Source organism: Pseudomonas sp. G3-39, assembly GCF_054790485.1.
The window spans coordinates 5,762,075-5,778,492 of the sequence record NZ_CP186497.1 but is presented as its reverse complement, the minus strand read 5'-3'; the positions used below and the strand labels follow the sequence as shown (position 1 = coordinate 5,778,492).

Sequence of the window (16,418 nt, the reverse complement as noted above, 5' to 3'; positions counted from 1 at the left end):
AAGTAAACAGGAGCAACAAAAATGAACGGCTTGAGCGATGTGCGGCTGACGTTACGCAGTCAGGAACTGGCGGCAGGGCAGGAGGACAGTGCATGGAATAGCGCCATGCGTAACGCGCCGTCCGGCCTGAGTCGCTGGGGCCTGTTCTGGCATCGTCTGCACACGCGCAAGGCGTTGCTCAACCTGACGCCGGAGCAGCTCAAAGATATTGGGCTGACCCGGGAGCAGGCGCAGGAGGAGGGGTTGAAGCCGTTCTGGCGGATCTGAACGGTGTAGCGCCTGTTTCGGCCCCTTCGCGAGCAAGCCCGCTCCCACATTCGACCGTGTACTCAAGGTGGAGCGCGGTCACTTGTGGGAGCGGGCTTGCTCGCGAAGGCGTATTCAGGGCTTCAAAAAAACATCAGACCAACTCTTTAATCCGATGCCACAACATCCCCAACGCCAGCAACGGCGAGCGCAAATGCTTGCCGCCGGGGAAGGTGATGTGCGGCACCTTGGCAAACAGATCAAAGCCACCGCTGTGCTGCCCGCTGATCGCCTCGGCGAGCAGCTTGCCCGCCAGGTGCGTGGCATTCACTCCGTGCCCGGAATAGGCCTGGGCGTAATACACGTTCGGTTGATCATTGAGCCTGCCGATCTGTGGCAGACGGTTGGCGCCGATGCCGATCATGCCGCCCCATTGATAGTCGATTTTCACGCTCGCCAGTTGCGGAAACACTTCGAGCATCTTCGGCTGCATGTAGGCGCCGATGTCCTTCGGGTCGCGCCCGGAATAATGGCAGGCACCGCCGAACAGCAGGCGTCGATCTGCCGAGAGCCGGTAGTAATCCAGCGCCACCCGCTGGTCACAGACCGCCATGTTTTGCGGCAGCAGGCTGTGCGCCAGTTCTTCGGACAGCGGTTCGGTCGCAATGATGTAACTGCCGGCGGGCAGTACTTTGCCGCTGAGTTGCGGATTGAGATCGTTGAGGTAAGCGTTGCAGCCCAGCACCAGGGTTTTCGCCCGCACTGAACCTTGAGCGGTGTGGACGCGAACCTCGGTGCCGTAATCGATACGTGTCACCGCCGATTGCTCGAACAGTTGCACGCCCAATTGCTGTGCGGCAGCGGCTTCGCCCAGCGCCAGGTTCAGCGGGTGCAAATGCCCGGAACCCATGTCGATCAAGCCGCCGACGTAACGTTTGGAGCCGACCACGGTGTGCATTTCATCCGCTTGCAGCAGGCGGGTTTCGTAGCGATAGCCGAGGCTGCGCAGCTCTTCGTCATCTTCGGCAAAGCCTTCGAGATCGGCCGGTTTGTTGGCGAGGTCGCAGTAGCCCCAGGTCAGGTCGCACCGGATCTGAAAGCGCTCGACGCGCTGGCGGACGATTTCCACCGCTTCCAGGCCCATCAGTTTCATCTGCCTCACGCCATCAGCGCCGATGACGTTGCTGAACTGGTCGAGGCCGTGGCCGACCCCGCGAATCAACTGCCCGCCGTTGCGGCCGCTGGCGCCCCAGCCGATCCGGTGCGCTTCCAGCAACACCACACTAAGGCCGCGTTCGGCCAGTTCCAGCGCGGTGTTCAGCCCCGAGAAACCACCGCCGACCACGCACACGTCTACGATCAGCTCGCCTTGCAGCGCCGGATAGTCGGGCTGCGGCAGGCTGCTGGCGGCGTAGTAAGAGGCAACGTGGGGTTGGCTCGCGAAGGTTCGGGCGCGGGCATTCATGGGCATCATCCAACGGCTGGGTGTCGAGAAAATTTGACGGAGCATAAGCCGCACGGCCGAAGACGGGCAACACTGGTCGGCCGTTGCTGTGTGGATCTCGGCTTTTGCGGCACAATTGCCGCCTATTTCATGTGGATTACCGTTTCGATGAGTTGCAACCGCCAGACCATTCGCGACCTGCGTCAGCAGATCCCCACGTTCGAGTGCGTGCCAGGCTGCCATGACTGCTGCGGGCCGGTGACCACCTCGCCGGAAGAAATGTCACGCCTGCCGCGCAAGACCCGCGCCGAGCAGGATGCGGCGATGGAAGAACTGAACTGTGTACACCTGGGGCCGAATGGTTGCACGGTGTATGGCGAGCGGCCGCTGATTTGCCGCTTGTTCGGTACCACCAAAACCCTGCCATGCCCGAACGGGCGGGGGCCGGTGGAGTTGATTCATCCACGGGTTGAAAAGCAGATCTTCGAATACATGGCGGCGAATCGGCAGGTGTTGGTTTAACGGGTTCACTCGGAACCGAGCTGACGCCTTCGCGAGCAGGCTCGCTCCCACATTTGAAATGCATTCCCCTGTGGGAGCGAGCCTGCTCGCGAATGGAGCGATGCCAATCTTCAGTCTGGAATCGGCAGGCTCAGGCTCTCTTTCACCTCTTCCATCACGATATAGCTTTTGGACTCACGCACATGCGGAAGCTTCAACAGAATGTCGCCGAGCAGCTTGCGGTACGAGGCCATCTCGGAAATCCGCGCCTTCACCAGATAGTCGAAATCCCCTGACACCAAATGGCATTCCAGCACGTGCGGCAGTTTCAGCACCGCGCGGCGGAACTCTTCGAAGGTGTCGCCGGATTTGTAGTCGAGGCTGATCTCGACGAACACCAGCAGGCTACCCTTCAAGTGTTGCGGATTCAGGCGGGCGTTGTAGCCCATGATGATCCCTTCGCGCTCCAGTCGCCGCACCCGCTCGGTACACGGCGTGGTGGACAGACCAACCTTCTCCCCGAGTTCGGTAAACGATATGCGCCCGTCCGCCTGCAGGATCCGCAAAATGTTGCGGTCGATCTTGTCCAGCTCACGTTTGGTCTGAGTGTTGGTACGCATAGGGGATGCGCCTCCGTGAAAAGGGTTTTTGCCGAGAATTGTCGCCAAATATAGGCGCTTATATAGTGAAATGCACTGGCCATTCTTTTTTACACTGCGCGCATCATTGCTCTAACAACAGACGTACGCGGCCCCGCCGCGATGAGGGATACAAAAATGCGCGTAATGGTCTTGGGTAGCGGCGTCATCGGTACCGCCAGTGCTTACTATCTGGCCCGTGCCGGGTTTGAAGTGGTGGTGGTCGACCGGCAGCCAGCCGTGGCCATGGAGACCAGTTTCGCCAACGCCGGCCAGGTGTCGCCGGGTTATGCCTCGCCGTGGGCCGCGCCGGGTGTGCCGCTCAAGGCCATCAAGTGGTTGCTGCAGCGCCACGCGCCGTTGGCGATCAAGGCCACTGCCGACATCGACCAGTACCTGTGGATGGCGCAGATGCTGCGCAACTGCACTGCCAGCCGTTACGCGGTGAACAAGGAGCGCATGGTGCGTCTGTCCGAGTACAGTCGCGACTGCCTCGACGAACTGCGCGCCGAAACCGGCATCGCTTACGAAGGCCGCAGCCTCGGTACCACCCAACTGTTCCGCACTCAGGCGCAGCTCGATGGCGCCGCCAAAGACATCGCCGTGCTGAAAGAATCCGGCGTACCGTTTGAAGTCCTCGACCGCGCCGGCATTGCCCGTGTCGAGCCGGCACTGGCCAATGTCACCGACATCCTCGCCGGTGCTCTGCGTCTGCCGAACGACCAGACCGGCGACTGCCAGATGTTCACCACGCGTCTGGCGGAAATGGCCGTGAAACTCGGTGTGGAGTTCCGCTTCGGCCAGGACATCCAGCGCCTCGACTACGCCGGTGACCGCATCAACGGTGTATGGATCGACGGCAAGCTGGAAACCGCCGACCGCTACGTGCTGGCCCTCGGCAGCTACTCGCCGCAGTTGCTCAAGCCGCTGGGCATCAAGGCGCCGGTGTATCCGCTCAAGGGTTACTCGCTGACCGTGCCGATCACCAACCCGGCCATGGCTCCGACCTCGACCATTCTCGACGAGACCTACAAGGTCGCGATCACCCGTTTCGATAACCGCATCCGCGTCGGCGGCATGGCGGAAATCGCCGGTTTTGACCTGTCGCTGAACCCGCGTCGGCGCGAAACCCTGGAGATGATCGTCAACGACCTTTATCCTCAGGGCGGCAATCTGGCCGAGGCGAGCTTCTGGACCGGTCTGCGTCCGACCACCCCGGACGGCACGCCGATCGTGGGCGCCACGCCGTTCAAGAACCTGTTCCTCAACACCGGTCACGGCACCCTGGGTTGGACCATGGCGTGCGGTTCCGGTCGTTTGCTGGCCGATCTGATGGCGAAGAAAAAGCCGCAGATCAGCGCCGAAGGCCTCGATATTTCCCGTTACGGCAACAAGCCTCAGGAGTCCGCAAAACATGGCAATCCAGCGCCAGCTCACCAATGAGCGCATGAGTCAGATCGTCACCCACAACGGCACCGTGTATCTGGCCGGACAGGTCGGCGACGACTTCGACGCCGGGGTCGAACAGCAGACCCGCGAGGTGCTCGCCAATATCGAGCGTTTGCTGGATCTGTCCGGTACTGACAAGCAGCATCTGCTGTCGGCAACGATCTACCTGAATGACATCGCGGCGCACTTTGCCGGGATGAACTCGGTGTGGGATCAGTGGCTGCCCAAAGGCGCCGCGCCGGCCCGCGCCACCGTCGAAGCGAAGATGGCCAAGCCGAACATCCTGGTCGAGATCTCCATCGTCGCCGCGTTGCCGTAACCGATTCAAAGATCCCTCTCCCGGCGCTGTTGGCGGTTCACGTCGTCAGTCGGCGCCGGTTTTTATTTCCATGACCGCCTAGAAGTCTGCCGCCATGCGTCCTGCCCGTGCCCTGATCGACCTAGAAGCCCTGCGTCACAACTACCGAATTGCCCGCGAAGTCACCGGCGCCAAGGCGCTGGCTGTGATCAAGGCTGATGCCTATGGTCATGGTGCGGTGCGTTGCGCCCAGGCGCTGGAAGCCGAGGCCGACGGGTTTGCCGTCGCCTGCATTGAAGAAGCGCTGGAGCTGCGCGCGGCCGGCATCAAGGCCCCGGTGTTGTTGCTCGAAGGCATCTTCGAGGCTGACGAGCTGGCACTGATCGTCGAGCATGATTTCTGGATCGTGGTGCATTCGCTGTGGCAGCTCGAAGCGATCGAGCAGGCGGCACTGAGCAAACCGATCACCGTGTGGCTCAAGCTCGATTCCGGCATGCACCGCGTCGGCCTGCATCCGAAGGACTACGCGGCAGCCTACCAGCGCCTGCTGGCCAGCGGCAAAGTGGCGAAAATCGTGCTGATGAGCCACTTCGCCCGCGCCGATGAACTGCATGAGCAGAGCAGCGCCGATCAAGTCGCGGTGTTCGAAGCGGCGCGTCAGGGTCTGGCTGCCGAAGTCAGCCTGCGCAACTCGCCGGCCGTGCTCGGTTGGCCGCAGATCCACAGCGACTGGGTGCGCCCGGGCATCATGCTCTACGGCGCGACCCCGTTCGAAGAAGCCAACGCCGTGGCCGAGCGTCTGCAACCGGTGATGACCCTCGAATCGAAAGTCATCTGCGTACGTGAACTGCCCGCCGGCGAGCCGATCGGCTATGGCGCCAAATTCATCACCGACAAGCCGATGCGCATCGGCGTGGTTGCCATGGGCTATGCCGATGGCTACCCGCGTCATGCCCCGACCGGCACGCCGGTGCTGGTGGCCGGCAAACGCAGCCGCCTGCTTGGCCGCGTATCGATGGACATGCTCTGCATCGACCTCACCGATGTGCCGGAAGCGGACCTCGGTTCGACCGTCGAACTGTGGGGCAAAAACATCCTCGCCAGCGAAGTGGCGCAGTGGGCGGACACCATTCCGTACCAGATCTTCTGCAACCTGCGTCGCGTGCCAAGGCTCTATTCCGAGGGTTGAGGCCACTGCGGGGGCCAAGTGTTGTAAATACTGAACGCTGTCGCCATGATAACGCTCAATATTCTTACAACATCAGGAGGCTCCCGCCTTGGACGTCGGTGAACGACTGCAATCGATCCGCAAGCTCAAAGGGCTTTCCCAGCGTGAACTCGCCAAACGCGCGGGCGTCACCAACAGCACCATTTCGATGATCGAAAAGAACAGCGTCAGCCCTTCGATCAGTTCGCTGAGGAAGGTTCTGGGCGGGATTCCCATGTCCATGGTCGAGTTCTTTTCCGAAGAAATCCTGCAGGAAGTGCCGACCCAGATCGTCTACAAGGCCAACGAGCTGATCGACATCTCCGACGGCGCCGTGACCATGAAACTGGTCGGCCGCGCGCACCCGAGCCGGGCCATCGCGTTTCTCAACGAAATCTACCCGCCGGGCGCTGATACCGGCGAAGAAATGCTCACCCATGAAGGCGAAGAAACCGGGATTCTGGTGGAAGGGCGTCTGGAACTGGTGGTGGGTCTGGAAACTTTTATTCTCGAAGCCGGTGACAGCTACTATTTTGAAAGTACCAAGCCGCACCGTTTCCGTAATCCGTTCGACGCGCCCGCGCGACTAATCAGCGCAGCCACGCCGGCGAATTTTTAAAGACAGAGGTGCCAGGCCATGACGGTGAAGGCATCCGATGAGTTTTTCCACAGCGCGGTATAACCCCTTCGACTATGGGGTTGTTTCAGTGTGGCGGGCTACCCGCTATACTTGCGCCCGCCTGCGAACCGTGGCCGCAGGCGTGAATAGCCACCATTGAGGGTGAACGCGTGAACCTAATTATGAAAATGCTGGCCGCACCAGCAACCGTACTGGCCCTCTGGGCTGTCAGCGCTCAAGCTGCGACGAATGACGACATTGCCAAGCGCCTCGAGCCGGTCGGCCAGGTGTGCGTTCAGGGGCAGGAATGCAAAGGGATGGAAGTCGCTGCCTCCGCTGGCGGCGGTGGTGGGGCGAAGACGCCGGATGAAGTGATTGCAAAACATTGCAACGCTTGTCACGGTACGGGTCTGCTGGGCGCACCGAAAATCGGTGACACCGCCGCCTGGAAAGACCGCGCCGATCACCAGGGCGGCCTCGACGGCATCCTCGCCAAAGCCATCACCGGCATCAATTCCATGCCGCCAAAAGGCACCTGCGCCGATTGCTCGGACGACGAGTTGAAAGGCGCGATCCAGAAGATGTCCGGCCTGAAATAAGCCGCGCTTCTGACGAAAAAACCGTCTCCGGACGGTTTTTTTGTGCCTGCGATTCACGGCTTTCGCTGTCCTTTGCAGCAAAGTCGAGGCAAGCTCGGTCTACCTCTATTCACGGAACGGGCGGGAGGCTTTAGATGGTGCAGTTGTGTTCGATCGAACAGGCGGTGGACGACGTGCTCGCACGCTTGCCGGCGCATATCCACATGGGCATGCCGCTGGGTCTGGGCAAACCCAATCACTTCGTCAACGCGCTGTACCGGCGGATCAAGGACTTGCCCGAACGACAACTGACGATGTACACCGCGCTGTGCCTGGGGCGACCGACGCTGGGCGACGGTCTGCAGAAGCGCTTCATCGAACCCTTCGTCGAGCGCGTCTTCGGCGACTACCCCGAATTCGATTTCCTCGCCGATCTGCAGCGTGACAGCCTGCCCGCCAACATCCGCATCGAACAGTTCTTCATGCAGCCCGGCAGCCTGCTCAACAGCGCGCCGGCTCAGCAGGACTACGTCAGCAGCAACTACAGCCACGCCGCCCGCGATATCAATGCCGCCGGCCTCAATCTGGTGGCGCAATTGCTCGCCAGCAGCAGCGAACATCCCGATCGCCTGAGCCTGAGCTGCAACCCGGACATCACCCTCGACCTGTTGCCAATGATCGCCAAACGTCGCGACGCCGGGGAGACCATTTTGTTGGTCGGTCAAGTGCACACCGATCTGCCGTACATGCCCGGCGATGCCGAAGTCGATATCGACACCTTCGACCTGCTGATCGACGCGAAGGACAGCAGCACGCTGTTTTCCACGCCGAACATGCCGGTGGGCTTTCAGGATCACTTCATCGGCTTGCACGCCAGTACGCTGGTGCGCGACGGCGGTACGTTGCAGATCGGCATCGGCTCGATGGGCGATGCACTGACCGCCGCACTGCTTGCGCGGCAGGCAGACAACGCCGGTTATCAGGCCCTGCTCAATGACATCAATCTCAGTCAGTGGGCGCAGTTGATCGAGCGCGAGGGCGGTACCGCGCCGTTCGCCAAAGGCCTGTATGGCTGCAGTGAAATGTTCGTCAACGGTCTGCTGGTGCTGGCCGATGCCGGGATCATCCGGCGCAAGGTCTACCCCGACGTGCACACTCAGGAGCAGGCCAACGCCGGCACTCTCGATGAGTCGGCGCAAACCGATGGCATCTCGGTGCACGGCGGCTTCTTCCTCGGTCCGCGCAGTTTCTACGAGCGCCTGCGTGAGTTGCCGCAGAGCAAGCGCCTCGAATTCAACATGACCCGCATCAGCTACATCAACGAGCTGTACGGGCAGGAAGAGCTCAAGCGCTTGCAGCGTCTCGATGCGCGATTCATCAACACCGTGTTCACCATGACGCTGATGGGCGCGGGTGTGGCCGATCAATTGGAAGACGGGCGGGTGCTCAGCGGTGTCGGCGGGCAATACAATTTTGTTGCCCAGGGCCACGCGCTGCACGATGCGCGCTCGATTCTGATCCTGCGCAGCTGGCGCGAGTCCGGCGGCGAGGTCAGCTCGAACATCGTCTGGGAGTACGGCCATTGCACGATTCCACGGCACCTGCGCGACATCGTGGTCACCGAGTACGGCATCGCCGATCTGCGCGGCAAGACCGATGCGGTGGTGATCGAGTCGTTGCTGAACATCAGCGATTCACGCTTCCAACCGGGGTTGATCGAGCAGGCACAGAAGGTCGGCAAACTGCCGAAGGACTTCCGCCTCGATCCGCGATTCGCCGACAACACCCCGCAACGCTTGCAGGCGATCGCCGCGAAGCATCCGAACCTGTTTCCGGAATATCCGCTGGGCTGTGATTTCACCGCGATCGAGCGCGATCTGCTGCGGGCGCTGAACTGGCTGAAGAGCAAGTTCAAGCTGAGCGAGATCTTGGAGCTGGGCAAGGCTGCGCTGGATGCGCCGGAGGCTTCGACGTTCCCCGAACACCTTGAACGTATGCAACTGACCAACCCGGAAGGCCTGAAAGAAGACCTGTTCCAGCGCCTGCTACTCACCGGCCTGAAGGCCACCGCGCAGTAACCGCCCACCGCAAAACCCACTGTGGGAGCGAGCCTGCTCGCGAAAGCGGTGTATCAGTCAACCAAGATGTCGACTGACCCTAAGCATTCGCGAGCAGGCTCGCTCCCACAGGGGGTAATGCGGTGTGGTTTATTCGATGAAGGTAACGACGCCATCCTTCAGCGATTTCACGCGGGCCAGCGATTCAACGCGATAGCCCTGCGAGTCCAGCTCGGCACGGCCGCCCTGGAACGACTTCTCGATCACGATGCCCAGACCGGCGACGGTGGCGCCAGCCTGTTTGATGATCGAGATCAGCGCCTGCGAAGCCTTACCGTTGGCCAGGAAGTCGTCGATGATCAGCACGCGGTCGCTGCTGGTCAGGTGACGCGGCGAGATGGCCACGGTGCTTTCGGTCTTCTTGGTGAACGAGTAAACGGTTGCCGACAGCAGGTTTTCGGTCAGGGTCAGGGACTGTTGCTTGCGGGCGAAGATCACCGGCACACCGAGGTTCAGACCGGTCATGATCGCCGGGGCAATGCCCGAGGCTTCGATGGTGACGATCTTGGTAATGCCCGAATCCTTGAACAGCGTGGCGAATTCGTCGCCGATCAGCTTCATCAGGGCCGGGTCGATCTGGTGGTTCAGGAAGGCGTCGACTTTCAGGACCTGGTCGGAAAGCACGATGCCTTGTTCGCGGATTTTCTGCTGCAATGCTTCCATGAAGCTGTCCTCGTTCAGCGCTTGTGCGCCCTAAGCTTTAAAAAAGTGGTCAATTCTAGCGCTTTAACATCGCGCGTATATCAGCCAATGCGCTATTGCCGCGCACGGCTTTGACTTCGGTCGGTGTGTCGTCGTTGCCTTCCCACGCCAGGTCGTCGGGCGGCAGCTCATCGAGGAAGCGGCTTGGCGCGCAGTCGATGATCTCGCCGTACTGTTTACGCTTGGCTGCGAAGGTGAAGGCCAGGGTCTGGCGCGCGCGGGTGATGCCCACGTAGGCCAGGCGGCGTTCCTCTTCGATGGTGTCGGCTTCGATGCTGGAGCGGTGCGGGAGGATTTCCTCTTCCATGCCCATGATGAACACGTAAGGGAATTCCAGGCCCTTGGACGCATGCAGGGTCATCATCTGCACGCCTTCGGCGCCGTCCTCTTCTTCCTGCTGACGCTCGAGCATGTCGCGCAGGACCAGTTTGCCAATGGCGTCCTCGACGGTCATTTCGCCGTCTTCGTCTTTTTCCAGGGTGTTCTTCAAGGCTTCGATGAGGAACCAGACGTTGCTCATCCGGTAGTCCGCAGCCTTGTCGCTGGAACTGTTGGTGCGCAGCCAGTTCTCGTAGTCGATGTCCATGACCATGCTGCGCAGGGCCGAGATCGGGTCTTCGCCGGCACACTGCTCGCGCACCTTGTCCATGAAGCGCTTGAAGCGCGACAGGCGATCGGTGAAGCGGCTGTCCAGATGCTCGCCCAGGCCGATTTCGTCGGTCGCGGCGTACATCGAGATCTTGCGTTCGGTGGCGTAGTTGCCGAGTTTTTCCAGGGTGGTCGAGCCGATTTCCCGGCGCGGCACGTTGATCACGCGCAGGAAGGCGTTGTCGTCGTCCGGGTTCACGATCAGGCGGAAGTAGGCCATCAGGTCCTTCACTTCCTGACGACCGAAGAAGCTGTTGCCGCCGCTCAGGCGGTACGGCACCTGGTGGTGCTGCAACTTCAGTTCGATCAGCTTGGCCTGGTAGTTGCCGCGATAGAGGATCGCGAAATCGCTGTACGGGCGGTCGGTACGCAAGTGCAGGCTGAGGATTTCCATGGCCACGCGCTCGGCTTCGGCGTCCTCGTTGCGGCAGCGGATCACGCGGATCTCGTCACCGTGGCCCATCTCACTCCACAGCTGTTTTTCGAATTCGTGCGGGTTGTTCGAGATCAGCACGTTGGCGCAGCGCAGGATGCGGCTGGTGGAGCGGTAGTTCTGCTCGAGCATCACCACTTTCAGCGACGGGTAGTCATCCTTGAGCAGCATCAGGTTTTCCGGCCGTGCGCCGCGCCAGGCGTAGATCGACTGGTCGTCGTCGCCCACCACGGTGAACTGATTGCGCTTGCCGATCAGCATCTTCACCAGCAGGTACTGACTGGCGTTGGTGTCCTGGTATTCGTCGACCAGCAGGTAACGCACCTTGTTCTGCCACTTTTCGAGGATGTCGGCGTGCTCTTCGAAGAGCTTTACCGGCAGCAGGATCAGGTCGTCGAAGTCCACCGCGTTGAACGCCTTGAGCGTGCGCTGATAATGGGTGTAGACGATGGCGGCAGTCTGTTCTTTCGGATTTCGCGCGTTTTCCAGCGCCTGGGCCGGCAGGATCAGGTCGTTTTTCCAGGCGCCGATCATGTTCTTGATCTCGTCGACGCCGTCGTCGCCTGCGTATTCCTTCTGCATGATGTCGGTCATCAGGGCTTTGACGTCGGTCTCGTCAAAGATCGAGAAACCGGGTTTGTAGCCCAGCCGCGCATGCTCCTTGCGGATGATGTTCAGGCCCAGGTTGTGGAAGGTGCAGACCGTCAGGCCGCGACCTTCGCCGGCACGCAGCAGGGTGCCGACCCGCTCCTTCATCTCGCGCGCGGCCTTGTTGGTAAAGGTCATGGCGACGATGTACTGGGCGCGGATGCCACAGTTCTGGATCAGGTGCGCGATCTTGCGGGTGATCACGCTGGTCTTGCCGGAGCCAGCGCCGGCGAGCACCAATAGAGGGCCGCCGACGTAGTTCACGGCTTCTTGCTGCCGGGGATTGAGTCGGGACATACGAAAATTCGGGAGTCGTTGACGAAATGGGCCGGCATTTTAACAGGCTCAGCGATTTGTGCTGCTCTGTCCGACTTGTGACGCACCACGCGATTCAAATTTGCCGGTTTTGTTACTTTCGCGGAGGATACACGGTGATTTTGCGGCTAATGTTCTCATTCGTGACACAAAATAACGTTCTGATAATCGTTGTCATTGAACATCGCAACGGCATAATGCCCCGCCCACATCATTGCAGAGTCTAGGGAGCTAGCTTGTCTACGCCTGTCGAACCCTTGCGTTTGCTGCTACTGGCCGAAGAGCCAGCGTGGACAGCGTTATTGCGCGAGTGTCTGGCTCCGATGGGGAGCGCGGCGGTGCTGATCAGCGCGCCGAGCTGGGAGTCGGTCAGCAGTCTGTTCGAAGACAATCGTCACGCGGTGTTGTTGACCGTTCCCGCGTTGCAGCCGGCACCGGGCCGTTGCAGCCTGCCGACGGTGTTGCTGCTGGATCACGAGCCGGTCACCGCGCCGGTTGGTGTCAGTGACTGGCTGGTGTTCGACGCCCTCGACGCCGGCATGCTGCGCCGTTGTCTGCGCCATGTGCGTGAACGCGGCGTCCTCGAAAACACCCTGCAACGCCTGGCCGAACAGGATCCGCTGACCGGCATCGCCAACCGCCAGGGCTTCCAGACCCTGCTCGCGGCGCGCCTGGCGGAAAACGACGGCCGTGGTCTGGCCCTCGGGCATCTCGATCTCGACAACTTCCGTCACGCCAACGACGCCCTCGGTCATCAGGCCGGCGATCGCTTGATCCTGCAAGTCGTCGCGCGGCTGAAAAGTCAGCTTGAGGCCGGGGATCAACTGGCGCGGCTGGGCAGCGACGAGTTTGCCTTGCTGATCGACACCCGCCGCGCGCCGCAACGCGCCGAGTGGATGGCCGAACGCATTACCGAAGCCCTGGCCGAACCGTATTGGGTCGATGGCGAAAGCCTGCTGATCGGCTCCAGCCTCGGCATCGCCCATGCCCGTGCACAGGGTGGCGCCGACCCACTGATGTGGCACGCGCACATTGCCATGCAGCAGGCCAAGAGTACGCAGGGCTGCACCTTCCATATCTTCAACGAACGCATCAACCGCAACGCCCGGAGCATGGCCGACCTCGAAAGTGAGCTGCGCCGGGCTTTGCGCCGCGATGAGCTGGAGCTGCACTACCAACCACGGCTGAATCTGGCAGACGGGCAGATCGTCGGCCTCGAAGCCCTGGTGCGCTGGCGCCATGGCGAGCGCGGTCTGCTACCGCCAAGCGAATTCGTGCCGCTGGCCGAGCAGAGCGGTCTGATCGTGCCGCTGGGCTACTGGGTGATTTCCCGCGCGTTGCGCGACATGCAGGCACTGCGCGAGCGCGGGCTGCCGGCGCTGCACATGGCGATCAACCTGTCGTTCCGCCAGTTTCAGGACAGCCAGTTGCTGCCGACGCTCAGCCGGCTGATTGCCGAGCGCGGGGTCGAGGCGCAGTGGCTGGAGTTTGAGCTCACCGAAACCGCCGTCATGCGCCGCAGCGATCTGGTCAAACAGACCATGGACGCCCTCGGCCGTCTCGGTGTGCGTTTCTCGCTGGATGACTTCGGCACCGGGTTCTCCTCGTTCGTGCACCTCAACAGCCTGCCGATCACCTTGCTGAAGATCGACAAAAGCTTTGTCGGCGGCATGGAGCAGCGCGAAGAGAATCGCAAACTGGTGCACGCGATGATCAACCTTGCGCACAACCTGCATCTGGAAGTGGTGGCCGAGGGGGTGGAAACCCCGGAGCAACTGGAGTTATTGCGCGGGTTTGGCTGTGATCAGGTGCAGGGTTATCTGATCAGCCGGCCGTTGCCGTTGGCGGAGTTGGTTGAGTACCTGACCTTCGGCTCTAGCCAGCAGCCAGCCCTCGAAATCGTCAGTTGAACGCAATCTCCGGGTTAGGCATGAATCCCTGTGGGAGCGGGCTTGCTCGCGAAAGCGGTGTGTCAGCAAAGATAATTTGACTGACCGATCGCATTCGCGAGCAGGCTCGCTCCCACAAGGTGAAACTCACTCAGGTTGAGGGATGTTGAAGCCCCGAGATTGCGGTTCGCGCTGAATCATCCGCTTCATCTTCCATTCAAACGCCAGGGTCAGGCTCACCGCCGCGCAGGCCAGGCCCAGCGCCAGACCCCACCAGACGCCCGTCGGCCCCCAGTTCAGGTGGAACGCCATCCACCACGCCGCCGGCGCGCCAATCAACCAATAACAAGCAAGGCCGACCAGAAACGTGGTTTTCGCATCCTTGAGCCCACGGATGCAGCCCATGGCGATGGTCTGCGTGCCGTCAAACAATTCGAACCATGCCGCCACGGCCAACAGGCTCACCGCCAGACGAATCACTTCGGCAAAGGCCGGATCGTTGTGATCAAGGAACAACCCGACCAACTGATTCGGCAACAGCCAGAACACCATGGCGAAACCCAGCATCACCACTGCACCGAAAACGATGCCGACCCGGCCGGACATCCGTGCGTCGCTCAGTTGCCCGGCGCCGTAGTGCTGGCCGACGCGCATGGTGATCGCGTAGGACATCCCCGCCGGCACCATGAACGCCACCGAAACGATCTGCAGGGCGATCTGGTGTGCGCCGAGTTGCGTGCTGCCCATGGTGCCCATGCACAGCGCCGCGAAGGCAAACAGGCCGACTTCCACCGCGTAGGTACCGCCAATCGGCAGGCCGAGGCGCCACAGTTCTTTCAGGTACTGACGATTTGGTCGTGACAGGCCGGCGCGCAATGGGTAGGCGTCGTAGGCCGGGTGCCGGCGAATGTGCCAGGCGAGGGCCAGCGCCATGCAGTTGGCAACGATTGCCGTGACCAGACCGATGCCGGTCAACCCCAGTTTCGGCAGGCCGAACATGCCGGTGATCAGTGCGTAATTGAGCAGGAAGTTGGCCACGGTGCCGCCGAGGCTGATGACCATCACCGGGGTCGCCCGGCCGATCGCACTGGTGAAGCCGCGCAGGGCCATGAAGCTCAGGTAGCCGGGCAGGGCGAAGGGCAGAGCGATCAAAAATTGTCCAGCGGCGTTGACGTTGGTTTCGGTCTGGCCGAACAGCAGCAAGACCGGCTTCAGATTCCACAGCAGCAACCCGGCGCCCAGCGCCATCAGCCACGCCAGCCACAACCCGGCCTGGGTCAGGCGTGCCGCGCCGATGATGTCGCCGGCACCCTGACGGATCGCCACCAGCGTGCCGACCGCTGCAATCACACCGATGCAGAAAATCGACACGAATGAATAACTCGCTGCCCCCAGTCCGCCGCCGGCCAGGGCTTCGGGGCTGAGGCGCGCCATCATCAGGGTGTCGGTCAGCACCATCAGCATGTGCGCCAACTGCGAAGCAATCAACGGCCCCGCCAGCCGCAGGATGGCCCAGAGTTCGGTACGCACAGGATGCTGCATGGTCATCACCACCCATCAATCAGAGGGAACAAGAGACCGTCGATTCTCGGCGCTTGGCAGGGTTTGCACAAAAGGATAAAAAGGATGGGTGGCATGATTAAAACTCATCATGAGAAGAACTCGCCGGGTTGGCCGGATGCCGCCAAAGGAGCTTTGTGTATGTCCCGTCGTCTTCCACCCTTGTATGCCCTGCGCGCATTCGAAGCGGCGGCGCGGCACAGCTCGTTCACCCGGGCGGCCGAGGAGTTGTCGATCACCCAGAGTGCAGTCAGCCGGCACATCAAGACGCTGGAAGAGCATTTCGCCTGCAAGCTGTTTCACCGCAGCGGACGCAACCTGCAACTCACCGAGTCGGCGCGGCTGCTGCTGCCCGGCATTCGCGATGGTTTTGCGGCGCTGGAGCGCGCCTGCAACACCTTGCGCGCCGAAGACGACATCCTGCGCATGAAAGCGCCGTCGACCCTGACCATGCGCTGGCTGCTGGCCCGGCTCAGCCGTTTTCGTCACCTACAGCCCGGCAATGAGGTACAGCTGACCAGTGCGTGGATGGACGTGGATTCGGTGGACTTCAACAACGAACCCTTCGACTGCGCCGTGCTGCTCAGTGACGGGCATTTTCCGCCGGACTGGGAAGCCAGCCTGCTGTTTCCCGAAGAGCTGATTCCTGTCGGCGCGCCGAACCTGCTGAATGACCAGCCGTGGGATGTCGCACGCCTGGCCTCCACCGAACTGCTGCACCCGACCCCGGATCGGCGCGACTGGCGCAGTTGGCTGGAGCACATGGGCCTGTCCGATCAGGTGTCGCTCAAGGGTGGGCAGGTGTTCGATACCCTCGAACTGGGGATGATCGCTGCAGCGCGCGGTTACGGTGTGTCGATGGGTGACTTGCTGATGGTCGCCGAAGATGTGGCGCAAGGAAGACTGAGCCTGCCATGGCCGACCGCGGTCGCCAGCGGATTGAATTATTACCTGGTATGGCCAAAAACCCGTCCGGGAGGTGAACGTTTGCGCCGTCTCAGCGACTTCCTGCAAGGCGAAGTGCGGGCCATGGCGCTGCCGGTGGTCAAGCGCTTGAGCTGAAACGTTAGAGCCGCCACAATGCCGGCCTTGTGCCATAACCCTGCTGTTCGCTCAAGTATTCGGC

At 61.4% G+C, this 16,418-nt stretch carries 15 protein-coding genes; 10 read left to right on the top strand and 5 right to left on the bottom strand.

Annotated features, from left to right (window positions below):
• Positions 1-21: 21 nt before the first annotated feature.
• Positions 22-267, top strand: a complete 246-nt coding sequence (locus ACOYXG_RS26160; protein ID WP_247267205.1) for a DUF1127 domain-containing protein — start codon at positions 22-24, stop codon at positions 265-267.
• A 133-nt stretch (positions 268-400) separates the two neighbouring features.
• On the opposite strand, the gene ACOYXG_RS26155 is transcribed toward ACOYXG_RS26160, so the two are convergent.
• A complete protein-coding gene (locus ACOYXG_RS26155) occupies positions 401-1,711 on the bottom strand; it encodes an NAD(P)/FAD-dependent oxidoreductase (RefSeq protein ID WP_460354830.1) in 1,311 nt (436 codons plus the stop codon).
• A gap of 147 nt (positions 1,712-1,858) precedes the next feature.
• Here ACOYXG_RS26155 and ACOYXG_RS26150 point away from each other — a divergent pair, with 147 nt between their 5' ends.
• A complete protein-coding gene (locus ACOYXG_RS26150) occupies positions 1,859-2,212 on the top strand; it encodes a YkgJ family cysteine cluster protein (RefSeq protein ID WP_027610425.1) in 354 nt (117 codons plus the stop codon).
• A 110-nt stretch (positions 2,213-2,322) separates the two neighbouring features.
• Here ACOYXG_RS26150 and ACOYXG_RS26145 read toward each other — a convergent pair whose 3' ends face one another.
• A complete protein-coding gene (locus ACOYXG_RS26145) occupies positions 2,323-2,811 on the bottom strand; it encodes an Lrp/AsnC ligand binding domain-containing protein (protein ID WP_003177284.1) in 489 nt (162 codons plus the stop codon).
• Between the two features lie 156 nt (positions 2,812-2,967).
• On the opposite strand from ACOYXG_RS26145, the gene dadA reads away from it, so the two are divergent.
• From dadA to ACOYXG_RS26115, 6 genes are all read left to right on the top strand, one after another.
• A complete protein-coding gene (gene dadA / locus ACOYXG_RS26140) occupies positions 2,968-4,272 on the top strand; it encodes a D-amino acid dehydrogenase (RefSeq protein ID WP_007962383.1) in 1,305 nt (434 codons plus the stop codon).
• Positions 4,244-4,597: a RidA family protein gene (locus tag ACOYXG_RS26135; RefSeq protein ID WP_115988632.1), complete on the top strand. Its 354-nt coding sequence runs from the start codon at positions 4,244-4,246 to the stop codon at positions 4,595-4,597. Before dadA ends, ACOYXG_RS26135 begins: the two co-directional genes overlap by 29 nt.
• A 94-nt stretch (positions 4,598-4,691) precedes the next feature.
• Positions 4,692-5,765 (top strand): alanine racemase, encoded by a 1,074-nt coding sequence (alr, locus tag ACOYXG_RS26130; RefSeq protein WP_336838815.1) that lies wholly within the window; start codon positions 4,692-4,694, stop codon positions 5,763-5,765.
• Between the two features lie 88 nt (positions 5,766-5,853).
• Entirely contained in the window at positions 5,854-6,402 is a 549-nt protein-coding gene (locus ACOYXG_RS26125; protein WP_007920393.1) for a cupin domain-containing protein, read from the top strand.
• A gap of 182 nt (positions 6,403-6,584) precedes the next feature.
• Positions 6,585-7,001 (top strand): c-type cytochrome, encoded by a 417-nt coding sequence (locus tag ACOYXG_RS26120; RefSeq protein WP_041071964.1) that lies wholly within the window; start codon positions 6,585-6,587, stop codon positions 6,999-7,001.
• A gap of 134 nt (positions 7,002-7,135) precedes the next feature.
• Positions 7,136-9,058: an acetyl-CoA hydrolase/transferase C-terminal domain-containing protein gene (locus ACOYXG_RS26115; RefSeq protein WP_460354824.1), complete on the top strand. Its 1,923-nt coding sequence runs from the start codon at positions 7,136-7,138 to the stop codon at positions 9,056-9,058.
• Positions 9,059-9,187: 129 nt separating this feature from the next.
• On the opposite strand, the gene ACOYXG_RS26110 is transcribed toward ACOYXG_RS26115, so the two are convergent.
• Positions 9,188-9,760 carry a xanthine phosphoribosyltransferase gene (locus tag ACOYXG_RS26110; protein WP_007962388.1) on the bottom strand — a complete coding sequence of 191 codons (573 nt, stop codon included), beginning with the start codon at positions 9,758-9,760 and terminating at the stop codon, positions 9,188-9,190.
• A 55-nt stretch (positions 9,761-9,815) separates the two neighbouring features.
• On the bottom strand, positions 9,816-11,825 hold the full coding sequence (rep, locus tag ACOYXG_RS26105) for a DNA helicase Rep (protein WP_027610430.1): 2,010 nt from the start codon (positions 11,823-11,825) through the stop codon (positions 9,816-9,818).
• 254 nt (positions 11,826-12,079) lie between these two features.
• Here rep and ACOYXG_RS26100 point away from each other — a divergent pair, with 254 nt between their 5' ends.
• Positions 12,080-13,753 carry a putative bifunctional diguanylate cyclase/phosphodiesterase gene (locus tag ACOYXG_RS26100; RefSeq protein ID WP_097089513.1) on the top strand — a complete coding sequence of 558 codons (1,674 nt, stop codon included), beginning with the start codon at positions 12,080-12,082 and terminating at the stop codon, positions 13,751-13,753.
• A 126-nt stretch (positions 13,754-13,879) separates the two neighbouring features.
• Here ACOYXG_RS26100 and ACOYXG_RS26095 read toward each other — a convergent pair whose 3' ends face one another.
• Positions 13,880-15,274 (bottom strand): NorM family multidrug efflux MATE transporter, encoded by a 1,395-nt coding sequence (locus tag ACOYXG_RS26095; RefSeq protein WP_460354820.1) that lies wholly within the window; start codon positions 15,272-15,274, stop codon positions 13,880-13,882.
• Between the two features lie 159 nt (positions 15,275-15,433).
• On the opposite strand from ACOYXG_RS26095, the gene ACOYXG_RS26090 reads away from it, so the two are divergent.
• On the top strand, positions 15,434-16,354 hold the full coding sequence (locus ACOYXG_RS26090) for a LysR substrate-binding domain-containing protein (RefSeq protein ID WP_047596753.1): 921 nt from the start codon (positions 15,434-15,436) through the stop codon (positions 16,352-16,354).
• Positions 16,355-16,418 lie beyond the last annotated feature (64 nt).

Bases quoted from the DNA above. Each gene is read 5' to 3' on its own strand.
- ACOYXG_RS26160 (WP_247267205.1), top strand. From the start codon at position 22: ATGAACGGCTTGAGCGATGTGCGGCTGACGTTACGCAGTCAGGAACTG.
- ACOYXG_RS26155 (WP_460354830.1), bottom strand. From the start codon at position 1,711: ATGAATGCCCGCGCCCGAACCTTCGCGAGCCAACCCCACGTTGCCTCT.
- ACOYXG_RS26150 (WP_027610425.1), top strand. From the start codon at position 1,859: ATGAGTTGCAACCGCCAGACCATTCGCGACCTGCGTCAGCAGATCCCC.
- ACOYXG_RS26145 (WP_003177284.1), bottom strand. From the start codon at position 2,811: ATGCGTACCAACACTCAGACCAAACGTGAGCTGGACAAGATCGACCGC.
- dadA (WP_007962383.1), top strand. From the start codon at position 2,968: ATGCGCGTAATGGTCTTGGGTAGCGGCGTCATCGGTACCGCCAGTGCT.
- ACOYXG_RS26135 (WP_115988632.1), top strand. From the start codon at position 4,244: ATGGCAATCCAGCGCCAGCTCACCAATGAGCGCATGAGTCAGATCGTC.
- alr (WP_336838815.1), top strand. From the start codon at position 4,692: ATGCGTCCTGCCCGTGCCCTGATCGACCTAGAAGCCCTGCGTCACAAC.
- ACOYXG_RS26120 (WP_041071964.1), top strand. From the start codon at position 6,585: ATGAAAATGCTGGCCGCACCAGCAACCGTACTGGCCCTCTGGGCTGTC.
- ACOYXG_RS26115 (WP_460354824.1), top strand. From the start codon at position 7,136: ATGGTGCAGTTGTGTTCGATCGAACAGGCGGTGGACGACGTGCTCGCA.
- ACOYXG_RS26110 (WP_007962388.1), bottom strand. From the start codon at position 9,760: ATGGAAGCATTGCAGCAGAAAATCCGCGAACAAGGCATCGTGCTTTCC.
- rep (WP_027610430.1), bottom strand. From the start codon at position 11,825: ATGTCCCGACTCAATCCCCGGCAGCAAGAAGCCGTGAACTACGTCGGC.
- ACOYXG_RS26095 (WP_460354820.1), bottom strand. From the start codon at position 15,274: ATGCAGCATCCTGTGCGTACCGAACTCTGGGCCATCCTGCGGCTGGCG.
- ACOYXG_RS26090 (WP_047596753.1), top strand. From the start codon at position 15,434: ATGTCCCGTCGTCTTCCACCCTTGTATGCCCTGCGCGCATTCGAAGCG.